The sequence below is a fragment of the uncultured Nostoc sp. genome (assembly GCF_937863485.1).
Taxonomy (GTDB): domain Bacteria; phylum Cyanobacteriota; class Cyanobacteriia; order Cyanobacteriales; family Nostocaceae; genus Nostoc.
Genome location: NZ_CALMFY010000082.1, coordinates 1 through 13,012, shown reverse-complemented (window position 1 = coordinate 13,012; position 13,012 = coordinate 1). Strand labels below are relative to the sequence as shown.

Here is a 13,012-nt window from a genome sequence, read left to right as displayed (position 1 = left end):
GAAGAGGCGAGAAACATCTACAAAACCTCCATGAAGACTTACAATATTTGAAACTTCCGAATACATATTTCCGACTTTACCTGATTGATGGGTAAATAAATTATGGCAACCCACAATTATCAACAGTTCTTGAGCGCGAGAAAATGCAACATTTACCCGTTCTGGTTTCTTAGCAAATCCCACATCTCCTTTATTATTATTGCGAACCATACTCACAATTACAACAGGTCGTTCCATACCTTGAAATCTGTCTACTGTACCAGTACGAATTTCTAGAGAAGGGAAAAGTTCAGATTGCAGACGTTCATCAATTTTTCTTAATTGAGCGCCATAAAACGTAATTACAGCAATTTCTTTTTTCGGTTCACCATTAGCAACTTTAAAAGCCCAAGTACTCTCAAACTGCTGACACAGACGTTCAATCGCATCAATTTCTTGAGTATTAAAGTAAGAAGTTCCATTTCGTTGCTCTAAAAACTGATTCTCTATAGGCGTTTTTACCCAGATAAGATGCTGAGATTCTTGGATAATTTCGCCTGCTAGATGATGTGCGCGTTTTGTATCCGGCTCCAAAATACCAGATTCTAGTTTACCATCATAAAACTGATTAATTGCACCCATAATAAAGGGATGCATTCGATATTGTGTAGTTAGCATTTGTTTGATGCTTTCATCAGCAGATTCAAACTGACTTTTGAACAGTGATTCTTCTAAGAATTGTAGTTCTTCTCGTGTATTGCCAATTGTCTGAGCAACTTCTTCTAAAGTGCTAGTATCAAGCATGGGTGGTAATTGCCGATGATCACCTACCATGACTAACTTTTTACCTTTCAAAGCTGGGATTAGTAACTCTGGTGGAGTACACTTACTAACTTCATCAATGATCACAACATCAAAAGATTTGAATTCTTCAGAAAAACCTCTATTTGCAGCTTGAACACAAGTGATACCAACGACGTTGGCATTATCTAAATATATACGCCTTAAATCATCGCGATCGCCTTCAGTTGGCTGTCTTAATTTTCCAATCCAATCTTGTACAAAATTTTGATATTTATTAAGATAATTTTCTTCTTTTTGAAGTTGCTGTTGGCAAGATTCAAATTTAATATTAACGCTGCGTAATAACTCTATATTAAACAAGTTAGCAGCAGAATTTTCTGGCTTAAATTTATCCGGTATTCTTTGCCACTCTGTCAACCACCAATTTCTTTCTACTATCAAATTATCTGATGGCTGTGGTTGTAATTTCTGTTCTATTTCACGGAGGCTAATTTGTAATTTTTGAAGCTGTTGTAGAGAAGTTTCAACTTCTTCTTTTAGTTTTGATAAATGCTCATGTAGAGAATTTTTAATTATCTCCAGCACAGCAAAAGGTTCTAATAATGAAATTAAGGTTTCAAGCTGACTGATGCAAGTTCCCCAGGAATTCACTTGCTTTGAGAATTCTTGCGGCTGCTCCCAAATATTTGATTGTGTCGCAAGATATTGTTCAGTTAGAATGCGTAATTGAGCAGGTATCTTTTGCTGATTAAGTTCTTGCAAAATATTAATAACTCGTCCAAGTTGCAAATTAGCGTCTTGCTGCGCTTTTTCTACCTCAGCTTGAGTAACGGATATTTGCTGTTGGCTGATTTCATTTTTCTGAAGTTCAGTTAATTGTCGTTGCAGATGCTGAAGCTGTTGTTCCGTTTCCGTTTTTACTTTTAAAACGCATTGACGTGCATTTATAAGAATAGTATCCAGTAATTCTTGTGTAATTCTGGTGAGAGTAGAGTCGATATTATTCCATTCCCATGATGCACCATAGGTTTTTTGCATTCTAAATAAGAAAACCTGGGTATTCTCAACCAGGAATTTTCGCTGTTTGGGGTTGAGTAGTTGATAATTACTAAACTGTTGATAAGTTTCTTGCCATTGGGTGCAATCGGTCTTTGATAGCACCATTGGAATCTGACTAAAATTTTGTTGTAAAAAATAGCTAAAGTTATGCTGTTTACCCCGCCTGTCAGTGAAACCTCCGTCTATCTCATAAGCGATCGCTTTTGCTAATAGCTCCCAGTCTGGTAGGTTAATATTGTAAATTTTTGGTACTATTGGTAATTTTAATGTATTAGCAAACATCAACAAACCTAGCGGCAAGTCCACTAAATTCTCTGTTAGTGGTAAACCTGATTGATGACAATCTTTCAAAGTTTGATACAGATGAGAAGGTGCTGTAGATTTCCATTCTTTAACTGCTGAGATAATATAATCTATTTCCCGTTTGCGGTTTTCCCATATCTGGATTGTTTGCTGGATGTTTTGCAGTTTGGTAAGATATTGCTGATAATCTGGTTGTAACTGATTTAACGAGGCGAAATTTTGTTTGACAATCTGCACTGATGCTGCAACTTCTGACATAGCTTTAGTTGCATCTTGAGCATAAATAAAAGCAGTTTTAAATTCAGAAATTTCTCTTGCTACAGTTTCACGCAACCAAACTGCTAAACCAAAAGCACCAATCGCCGGGCGCACCAAGTCAAGTTCATCAGTATATTTTATGGCTTTACGAACATTTGCTAAAAATTCTTCTACTAAACTGTTACCTTCTGTGTAGGGCTTAAGAAGTGGCAAAAAATCTGTCACTTCTGGAGCTTCCCAGTTGATATTTGGTGCAATATTTAGGATGTTTTCCAGTCCTGAAATTAGAGATTCAACCCCGTTATGTTGTCCTACAGTTTCGTTGTAAGATTTTTCTTTACTTTTAAAGTTTTCCTCTAATGTTAATTTATTTTTATTGAATTTAGTTTTTTGCTGATTGAATTCTTCCTCGGCTTGGAAGTAGGCTATGAATCTTTGTGATGATGCTAGTAATTGACTGAAAGTTTGGATATTTTCAAGCCGTTGAGTAAGATTGTTTTCGCAGTCATTTGCTGTATTTTCTAGCCATCTGCCAATCACTTGGTCTTCTAAAAATGGCTGTCCTTCCTCCCCAACTTTTTCGGCTCTCCCCTTGCGTACAGCCCGAATCACTGGGTTATGAACTAATCTACTCAGGGCGTTATCTACTGCTAAATTGGCTTGAGACGCAATTAAGGTACGTCCACCACGAAGGGCAATTTGATAGCAAATCTCGGCAATTACAGTAGTTTTACCAGTACCTGGCGGCCCTTGGATGAGAACAAGATCCTTAGCGGCTAGTACTTTTTCTACTGCTGCTTTCTGACCAGGATTAGCAGAAGATAATAACAAATCTTGTGGTTGAAGTTCGATAGTTGTTTTGATTTGTCTAGCCTGGGAAGCATCAAATAAAAAATTGCCTAAATAGGGATTTTGGGTGTAACCATTATTCAAATCATCCAAAGCTTTTTTCTTACGCTGAATCTGCTGAATATCACCAACTGCCTCGAAACATAAAAATCCAGTAGCTGGCAATTTATAACGCTCTGCTGCTATATATTCACCTAAATCTCGTTCTAATCTGAGGCTGATAATACAACGGTTGGGATCAACTTCTTCAACAGTCCCTAATTGACGACCGTTAATCCAATTTTTTCCGATGGGAGCAGTTTCAAAAAGCTTCAAGTCTTCGTTCTTTGCCTGTCTTGCTCGTTCCCAGAAATTCTCCACTTCGAGGGAATTTTGATAAAAGCCGTCAAGGGTGGCTGAGGCTACATCAATTTCAAAACTAATCCGCCTTTTGAAGTTATAGTTATGACCTATGTAACGCACGCAAAATTGACGTGCTTTAGCAATTTTTTCCTCAATCTGCAAAAATGCTTTCCAAGTTTTCAGCTGATCTTCTGTAGGCACATGATCGCCACAAGCTGGTGCAGCTGCTATGCGTTTTAATGTGGCCGGCGCAATGTCGAGATGATGCTGATGATTCGGTAGCAAACGCAAGCGACACGGTACAGCATAGCTATCGGCGTGTCCTCGTGAGGGTTGTAACAATTGAGCCGACAGTATCTTTAAACCGCCGTGTCCATCTTTTTGTACAGCCGCTCTGAATCCTAAAGTTTTTCTGAGCTTCTCAAGTCTTGCAGGTAATTGAAAATCATCCGAATCTGTTGCTATTGTCAAATCCCAAATTTCTTCTCTTGGCTCTTTCGCTGCACCTTTGCGACGCACATAAAATAGACAAGGCTTTTTACCGACACATTCCAACATTAACTCATTGGCGCGATCGCGCCGCTCCCTAAATTCAGGATATGATTTAAGGGCAGCTTCACCTTCAAGATGGCGGATGAAACTATCAATTGCTGAAGCTATGAACATATAGCCCCAATCTTCAGAGTTTGTTTTAGTTTTCGAGGATTTTGCTGTTAGTTTATTTGCCGCTACACGAATGCGTTCTGCATCGGATTCTGAGATGGTGCTGGTATGGCCTTTGACTGCAATGTTGAGTTTTTCACAAATTGCTAATAGCTTCTTGCTATCCAAATTCAATTCTTTTGCTAGTTCGTAGATTCTGAGTTTGACTTTGTTCATCCAGTACTGCCTTTGCCGACAAAGTTTTTCTATTTAGGAAAATAAAACCACAGATGAACACAGATAATTCATCTGTCGTTCCAAATAATAAATTAGGATTTTTGCAAGAATAAATATTGCATCAAAGTTTGTACTGCTGATAAACTTCACTAGCAGCCCGATGCAGCAGGGAATGCCGCCAGACTAAAGATTTCATATCATCAGCATAACCGCCGCCAATGACGCAGGCGACAGGATAACCGCTACTCATACAGGTACTTAAAACCTGCATTTCTCGGCGAAAAATGCCAGCATCGGTTAAAGCTAATTTTCCCAAGCGATCGCCTATATGAGGATCAACACCTGCATCATAAAATACTAAATCTGGCTTGACTTTAGACAATAAATCTGCTAAATAATTCGCTAAGGTTTGTAAATAAGCGTCATCTTCCATTCCCACTGGCAAAGGAACATCCAAATCGCTGTTTTGTTTAGTACCGGGGAAATTGACTTCGCAGTGCATAGAAAAAGTAAAAACGCTGTCGTCGTCTTGGAAGATAAAAGCGGTGCCGTCTCCTTGATGGACATCCAAATCTACAATTAGGATTTTCTGCACAAGTCCGAGTTTTTGTAAAACGCGGCAGGCGATCGCTAAATCGTTGAAAATACAAAAACCAGATCCATAACTAGGAAAGGCATGATGAGTTCCACCAGCCGTATTACAAGCTAAACCCTGACTTAGTGCCAGTTTAGCAGTGAGTATCGTACCACCTACCGCTACACAGGTGCGATTCGCTAATGCTGGACTCCAAGGCAAACCAATACGACGCTGTGCTTTGGCATCTAGGGTTCCCTCACAGTAAGCTTGAACGTAGCTTGGCGTGTGGACTAACTCTATCAACTCTAGCAACGGACGTTCGGGGGTGTGAAATTGTTCTTGATTAGCTACACCATCAGCTAACAGTAATTCGTAGAGTTGTCGGAACTTAGACATCGGGAAGCGATGTCCTTCAGGTAGGGGAGCAATGTAATCTGGGTGGTAAATAATTGGCAAGTCCATAATCCAGAAAATCTCAAGCAGGTAATCCGACAACTAACAAGGCAAAATTTAGCCATAATTGCAGCAACAGTGCTGTTTTCCTAAATGTAAAACTCAAAATTTAAAATTTATATGATGGAATGGATTACGCCGACATGGTTTATTCTAGCTGGCTTTTTGGCTGGAATAATTGGGGAAAAAGTTATCTTTAAAAAACTGGAAACGTTGGTTACTAATAAACAAATTGTTGGGAGTAAAATTATATTTCGCTCTCTGCACCGGATGACTTTTATTTGGTTTGTCATCGCCGGTTGTTTTTGGGCAATTCTGAGTTCTCCCCTCAAGCCAGATATTGCCATCGTCCTGCAAAAAATTCTGACGATCGCATTGCTGTTTTCAGTAACCCTAGTCTTAGCCAGATTGACTGTCGGTTTTGTTAATTTATTTATTCGCAGAGCAGAAGGGGTTCCCACATCACTAATTTCTAATCTTGCTAAGGCTACTGTTTTCGTTTTGGGAACATTAATTATATTACAAACAGTGGGTGTTTAAATCACACCAATAATCACAACTTTAGGTATTGGTGGTATAGCAGTTGGTTTGGCACTTCAAGACACACTGGCAAATTTGTTTTCTGGGTTTTACTTAATTATTTATAAGCAAGTGAAAACCGGAGACTATGTAAAATTAGATGCTGGACATGAGGGATATGTCATAGATATTTCTTGGCGGAATACGACAATTAAAGAAATTTCAAATAATCTAGTCATTGTTCCTAATTCTAAGTTGTCTACTGCAATTTTCACCAACTATCATTTACCCGCAAAGGAAATTACTTTAACAATGGATGTGGGTGTCAGTTATGATAGCGATTTGGAAGAAGTTGAAAAAGTGACTGTAGAAGTTGCCAAAGAAGTCATGCAAGAAATTGCACCGGAATTAAAAGAAAGTGAACCATATATCAGATTTCATACTTTTAATGATTTTAGTATAGATTTTACGCTTTATATGCGGGTAAGTGAATACTTTGATCAGCGGATTGGTAAACATCTATTTGTCAAAAAATTACACAACCGCTATTAGCAAGCAAGAATTCAAATTCCTTTTCCGATTAGAAAAGTGTATATGCAAGATAATTCAGCTAGAGAAGGGAATTAGCCCTGGCGACTAGAAGTTTTAACTAGATGAGACTTTACCTGCCTTTGCAGGTTAGCAAACCCTTGATTTTCGTTAGTCTGTGTAGGTAGACTACGTTTGTATAGTCGCGATTTCTAATCGCTAGGGCTAGCTGCAACTTAAATTGCTAATGCTCGCTTTTCTAATGTTAGTTGAAAGCGATCGCCTGGTTTCGGTTCAAGTACCTGCGTCGAAAGATTGTTTTTCTCTACTAACGAACGAAATTCCTCAGCAGTTCCTTTAGTCTGAATGAATTTCATCAGCAATCCCGCAAACGCCACATCTCCTCCAGCTGCTGTAGATAATATTACTTGAGGCTGTAACGACTTTACTACTTCTAAGGCACTATTTTGTCCTTTAATAATCGGCCCAAGCAAAGGTAGCGTCATGTCTACAAATGGTGTAATCACTACATCGATCGGTGCAGCCTGCTTAAGTTGCGGTGAATGATACCCGTGAGGCTCGTAGTATACAGTTAAACCACTCTCCAATTCTTTGAGGAGATAACTATTTTCCACCAGAGTCGGGCCAATTGGAGAGCCGGGGAAAGCTTTGATTTCAACTTGATTATTTAAAGTGAAAGTTTCACCATGAGCCAATACTGTTACCTGGGTGTAACCTAACTGCTGTACTACCTTGGCTGCATTGGGAGAAGCTACAACCTTGATGCTGTGATCCAGCAGCTTGAGCGTTGGTGGGTGAGTATGGTCTTCTAAACCCTGAGACAGCAGGATCAGATCAATATTATCTGGTATCGGGCGCTCTTGCGATCGCGAACCTTTAAATAGCCAATCCAAATTGCTAAAAATTAAGGAACCAACCAGCCAAGGGTCAATTAGTATGCGCTTTTCACCGATTTCTAGTAACCAAGAGTTGCTGTCTAACCAAGTTAAGAACATAAATTTTGTGAAGATAACGCTTACCTTCATTATCTAATCGTGTCAGCTTTATTGCAGGCATTGAAGTTACTACTGCGTTCTCACCACAAAGTAATCATCATTTTAATTGTAGCAATTTTTACCTATCACTCTGAATAAAACCGTCTCGCCTGGGCGAACGATAAACTAAGTACCACCTCTTCCATCGATAAACTAAAAGTACTGGCAATCTGTTCTATACTCAAGCCTAACTCCAATAATCTAAGTATTGCATCCTCTTGCGCTTGTTCTGCTTCTTGTCGCGCTTGTTCTGCTTCTTGTCGCGCTTGTTCTGCTTCTTTATGACTTAACAGTTTTCTCCCAGTTTGGGGGTCAAAAAACCGCAATTTTCCGTCAATCAATCTGAGGTCTAAACCCAATACTTCACTGTGAAAATACAAGACACCATCGGGTAAAAAGTTAGATGTAATGGGTTGATATTTGCCCTCAAATAAATAGGAACCCTTTAGTCGTGGGTTGAGGTAATCTCCGGTTGGGTCATACTGAAAATACTCTTGCACACCTAAAAGTGAATATTTCTTCGGTTTATCCTCTTCATCATTTTCTTGGGTGCTTGCAGAAGTGATTTCCAAAATAAAATTAGGGACTTTACCCCCTTCTTCCCAAACTTTACAGCTGACGCGCTTTTTCTTGTCTACCTCAAATACCACAAAGACATCAGGAGCAACCACAGCACTAGGAATCCCCTTTTTGTAGTAAACAAATAGATTCCCTGATACGTAAACATCATTTCGGTCTTGGAAATAAATGTCTAAGGCTTCTACAGTATAAATTAGATAATCCCGTGCTGGGTCGCTCTCCGCCATTGGTTTGCAATCAGAGCTGGGGTAGATAATTTCGGTCTTAAGTTGATTAGCAAAAAGGGTCATGGTGGCTTCTCTCCAAGACGCTCTTGCTAGCTTGCTTCCCCAAAGGAGTACGCTCCAATTCAAAATAGGTCATAGGGCAAAGACTTTAACTCAACTGGGACTGATTTCAAAATAGCATTTTGTTGAGACCTCATTTGAGGTCAGAGAACATTAGTATATTTGAAGAAAGACTTTATTAATCTTAATAATGACAATAACTACACAGCCGCTTGCAACCCAAGACGCTTTTGAAAAACTCATTTGGACTTGGCAAGGCTACAAAATTCAGTACACTGTCATGGGTACAGGACGCCCTTTGGTACTGGTTCACGGCTTTGGTGCTTCCATTGGACACTGGCGCAAAAATATTCCAGTTTTAGCAAATGCTGGCTACCAGGTGTTTGCTTTGGATCTTTTGGGTTTTGGTGGTTCCGATAAAGCGCCCATTGATTACACTGTGGAAGTTTGGGTAGAACTGCTGAAAGATTTCTGCACAGCACATATAGACGAACCTGCTGTATTTATTGGCAACTCTATCGGCGCACTTTTGAGCTTGATTGTACTGGTAGAACATCCAGAAATTGCTGCTGGTGGTATTTTAATTAACTCTGCGGGTGGGTTGAGTCATCGTCCCCACGAATTGAACCCGCCACTACAGATGGTGATGGCAGCTTTTAATCGGTTTGTGCGATCGCCAATTACAGGTAAATTTGTCTATAACCGCATCCGTCAAAAAGCCCAAATTCGCCGCACCCTCTACCAAGTTTACCGAAACCGTGAAGCCGTCACCGATGAATTAGTCGATCTACTTTATACTCCTTCTTGCGACCCAGGAGCGCAACAAGTTTTCGCCTCCATTCTTACAGCCCCTCCTGGCCCAAGTCCAGAGGAACTATTGCCCAAAGTCGAACGTCCTTTATTAGTGATTTGGGGTGCTGATGATCCTTGGACACCAATTACCGGAGCTAAGATTTACGAAAAGGCGCGGGAAAATGGCAAAGAAATCAAAATTGTTCCCATTCCTAATGCCGGTCATTGTCCCCACGATGAGGTTCCAGATGTTGTTAATGCCCAGATTATCGATTGGCTAGCGCAAAGGTGATAATTTTGCGCTAAGACGCAAAGACGAAAGTAGACTGACCATTGAGGACACTTGTGTGTGACATTGAGCCAAGTGTCCGTCACCAAGAATAACTTTGTGCCTATGTATCTTAGTAGGTGCAAGAATTCCGCTAACAATCTGGGTGAGTCCCTCTTATTTTTTATTGCACCTTGACAAAATCAAACTCATGTGAAGTGGAATGGAGCTTGATATGCACAATGGATATAAAGGGATAATTCCCTTAAATCACCATCCAGATTTTTCCGAACTTGGCTATCAAGTTATCACCGAACTAGGACGCAATAGAGAAGGCGGACGCATTACTTATCTAGCTAATGTCCTCAACTCTAATCAACAGGTGGTGATTAAAGAGTTTTGTTTTGCTCGTGCAGGTGCTGATTTATCAGGAGTGAAAGCCTACGAGCGCGAAATTGAAATCTTGCAACAACTGAATCATTCCCGCATCCCTCACTATGTAGATTGCTTTGAAATGCCAGGGGTTTTTTATCTGGTGCAAGAATACAAAAATGCCCCATCCTTGGGATTAAGACGCAGCTTTCATCCTGAAGAAATTAAGCAAATTGCTCTGTCAATCTTAGAAATTTTGGTTTATTTGCAAAAGCAAGTTCCGTCAATTATCCATCGGGATATTAAGCCAGAGAATATTTTGGTTGATGAACAACTAAATGCTTACCTGGTTGATTTTGGTTTAGCTAGGATACAGGGTGCAAAAGTAGCTATTAGTAGCTTTGTAGCAGGAACCCCAGGTTTTATGCCACCAGAGGAACAGTTTGGTCATTCCCTGACTGAGGCATCAGATTTATATAGTTTAGGAGCTACACTAATTTGCTTACTTACTAATACCCGTTCTGTTGAGATTGGGAAATTAATTGATGATAACTATCGCTTTAATTTCCAGAAATTAGTTCCTCAAATTAGTCCGCGTTTTCAGTCGTGGTTGATGAAAATGGTGGAACCAAACCGGAAACGTCGCTATGCTAATGCGGCTGTTGCTTTGAAAGTACTCAAGCCTATTGAAGTTGTTGGTACTACCACTGCGATAGATACTTTAGTCAGTATAATCAAACCTAGAAAACGAGCTACAGTGCTGGGACTAGCCACTGTTGTTACACTGGCTGCACTGGAGGCAACTTTGATGAGTTGTCAGTCTGGTGATCCGGTTAAAGAATTATTGGAAGCTAGGAAATGTCAAAGTTTTTATTTAAACGCAAGTTGCCAAGAAGATAATGGACATTAAGATTAGTTAGGTTGCATCCGGCTAAAGATTACAGTAGTTTTCAATTGAATAAACTACACGTGTAGGGGCACAATATATTGTGCCCCTACAATTATGTGTATTCCACGCTTGTGAAAATTGCTGTCATTTTCATGAGTATTAAAGACTCGTTAACGGAGCTAAAAGACTCGTTCACGGAGCTAAAAGACTCGTTCACGGAGATAAAAGACTCGTTAACGGAGATAAAAGACTCGTTAACGGAGATAAAAGACTCGATAACGAAGATAAAAGACTCATTAACGGAGATAAAATAATATTTAAAGAAGATAAAAGACTCGTTGACGGAGTTCAAAGACTCATTCACGAGGATAAAAAACTCGTTAACGGTAATGCGCTATCAGTAATTGTCCAGTTATCTGCTGTAGTAAACTACATCTAAGTTAGAAGCTTGCATTCAATAGTTGATAGCGCTGTGAAAAAAATCCTGATTGTGTCAGCTAATCCCACAACGACAGATAAACTTCGCTTGGACGAGGAAGTAAGGGAAATTCAGGAAGGGTTGCAACGTTCTCGCAGCCGAGAGAAGTTTGAACTTATTACTAAATGGGCAGTGCGTGCTGATGATTTGCGGCGGGCGCTTTTAGATCACGATCCTCATATTATCCATTTTTCTGGACATGGTGGAGGAAATCAAGGTTTAGCCTTGGAAAATAATATAGGGGAAATGCAGCTAGTGAGTACAGAGTCACTGGCAAGGCTATTTAAGTTATTTAAGGACAAAGTTGAGTGTATCTTATTAAATGCCTGCTATAGCGAGGTGCAAGCTGAGGCAATTTACCAACACATTAACTGCGTGGTTGGGATGAATCGGGCAATTGGCGATCGCGCCGCGATTAAATTTGCGGTAGGCTTTTATGATGCACTGGGCGCTGATAGGTCGTATGAGGATGCCTATGAGTTTGGCTGTAGCGCTATTGACTTAGAAAGTATTCCAGAGTCTTCCACCCCAGTGCTGAAAAGTCGGAACAATCCCCAAGGGGCTATTTTTGCAAACGAAACTATTCCAGATAACCAGAGAAAACCAGCAGTCTCCTTAGAAAATCCAGAAGGGCAGGTATCTCTAAACTCTGCCTTCTATGTCGAGCGATCGCCTATTGAGGTAGACTGTTATGAAGCGATTCTTCAACCAGGGGCCTTAATTCGCATCAAAGCTCCCCGGCAGATGGGCAAAACTTCGCTGATGTCGCGGGTTCTCCATCATGCTAGTCAACATGGTTATCAGACTGCACCCGTGAATTTCCAGTCAGCCGATGCAGAATTTCTCGGTAATTTAGATCAGTTTTTGCAGTGGTTCTGCGCCAGCATTACTAACGAACTGAATCTACCCGATAAGTTAGACGAGTATTGGAAGGGTGTTTTAGGTAGCAAGAATAAATGTACAAATTACTTTCAACGGTATTTATTACCCGCGATTAATAACCCTATCGCTTTGGGTTTAGATGAAGTCGATGAAGTCTTCAAGCATCCCAAAATTGCTGCTGATTTTTTTGGATTGCTACGAGCTTGGCATGAGCGGTCAAAGAATGAAACAATTTGGAAAAATCTCCGGTTGGTGATTGTGCATTCTAAGGAAGTTTATATCCCACTCAATATAAATCAGTCACCTTTTAATGTGGGTTTACCCATTGAGTTGCCAGACTTAAATCAAATACAAGTACAAAACTTGGTACAGCGTCACAGACTCAATTGGTCTAACTCACAAATTGAAGAGTTAATGACACTGGTGGGTGGTCATCCTTATTTAGTGCGGGTAGCGCTTTATGAAATTGCCCGTGGTCGGATGACGCTGGAAAATCTGCAAAAAATCGCGGCAACTGAGGAAGGGCCTTACAGTGACCATCTACGCCGCCATTGGCTGAATTTGCAAGAGGATACAGAATTGCTAGTTGCGGTTAAACAAGTGATGATGGCAAATCGCCCCGTGGATGTCGGCACAACTGAAGCGTTTAAACTCCGCAGTATGGGGTTAGTTAAGTTTCAAGGTAATGAAGTGATACCTCTGTGTGAATTGTATCGTCAATATTTTTTGAATCGCTTGGGATTGAAAAATTAAAAAACCACATTAGGAGTGCAATAGAACTTTCATCTGCAATTACTATTTAATACCAATTTGAAAAAAGAATGCGACACATAGACAAAACCCTCCGCTTATCCAGATAT

Annotated in this window: 7 protein-coding genes and 1 pseudogene; 4 read left to right on the top strand and 4 right to left on the bottom strand. The window is 40.1% G+C overall.

Annotated features, from left to right (window positions below):
• Together Q0541_RS10975 and Q0541_RS10970 are read right to left on the bottom strand one after the other, a co-directional pair.
• Positions 1 to 4,473: translation initiation factor IF-2 N-terminal domain-containing protein (locus tag Q0541_RS10975; protein WP_298909573.1), on the bottom strand; the 4,473-nt coding region annotated here is incomplete at its 3' end.
• A 121-nt stretch (positions 4,474 to 4,594) separates the two neighbouring features.
• Complete coding sequence (locus Q0541_RS10970) at positions 4,595 to 5,512, bottom strand: histone deacetylase (protein ID WP_298909571.1); 918 nt, start codon at positions 5,510 to 5,512, stop codon at positions 4,595 to 4,597.
• A 111-nt stretch (positions 5,513 to 5,623) separates the two neighbouring features.
• On the opposite strand from Q0541_RS10970, the pseudogene Q0541_RS10965 reads away from it, so the two are divergent.
• Positions 5,624 to 6,574, top strand: a pseudogene (locus tag Q0541_RS10965) (mechanosensitive ion channel domain-containing protein).
• A gap of 212 nt (positions 6,575 to 6,786) precedes the next feature.
• Here the strand turns inward: Q0541_RS10965 and Q0541_RS10960 are convergent.
• Together Q0541_RS10960 and Q0541_RS10955 are read right to left on the bottom strand one after the other, a co-directional pair.
• On the bottom strand, positions 6,787 to 7,566 hold the full coding sequence (locus tag Q0541_RS10960) for an MBL fold metallo-hydrolase (protein WP_298909568.1): 780 nt from the start codon (positions 7,564 to 7,566) through the stop codon (positions 6,787 to 6,789).
• A 125-nt stretch (positions 7,567 to 7,691) separates the two neighbouring features.
• Complete coding sequence (locus tag Q0541_RS10955; protein WP_298909566.1) at positions 7,692 to 8,474, bottom strand: Uma2 family endonuclease; 783 nt, start codon at positions 8,472 to 8,474, stop codon at positions 7,692 to 7,694.
• Between the two features lie 187 nt (positions 8,475 to 8,661).
• On the opposite strand from Q0541_RS10955, the gene Q0541_RS10950 reads away from it, so the two are divergent.
• The 3 genes from Q0541_RS10950 to Q0541_RS10940 all read left to right on the top strand — a co-directional run bounded on the left by Q0541_RS10950 (position 8,662) and on the right by Q0541_RS10940 (position 12,905).
• Positions 8,662 to 9,555 (top strand): alpha/beta fold hydrolase, encoded by an 894-nt coding sequence (locus tag Q0541_RS10950; protein ID WP_298909564.1) that lies wholly within the window; start codon positions 8,662 to 8,664, stop codon positions 9,553 to 9,555.
• Positions 9,556 to 9,754: 199 nt separating this feature from the next.
• Positions 9,755 to 10,813 (top strand): serine/threonine-protein kinase, encoded by a 1,059-nt coding sequence (locus Q0541_RS10945; protein WP_298909561.1) that lies wholly within the window; start codon positions 9,755 to 9,757, stop codon positions 10,811 to 10,813.
• A gap of 451 nt (positions 10,814 to 11,264) precedes the next feature.
• A complete protein-coding gene (locus Q0541_RS10940; protein ID WP_298909558.1) occupies positions 11,265 to 12,905 on the top strand; it encodes an AAA-like domain-containing protein in 1,641 nt (546 codons plus the stop codon).
• Positions 12,906 to 13,012 lie beyond the last annotated feature (107 nt).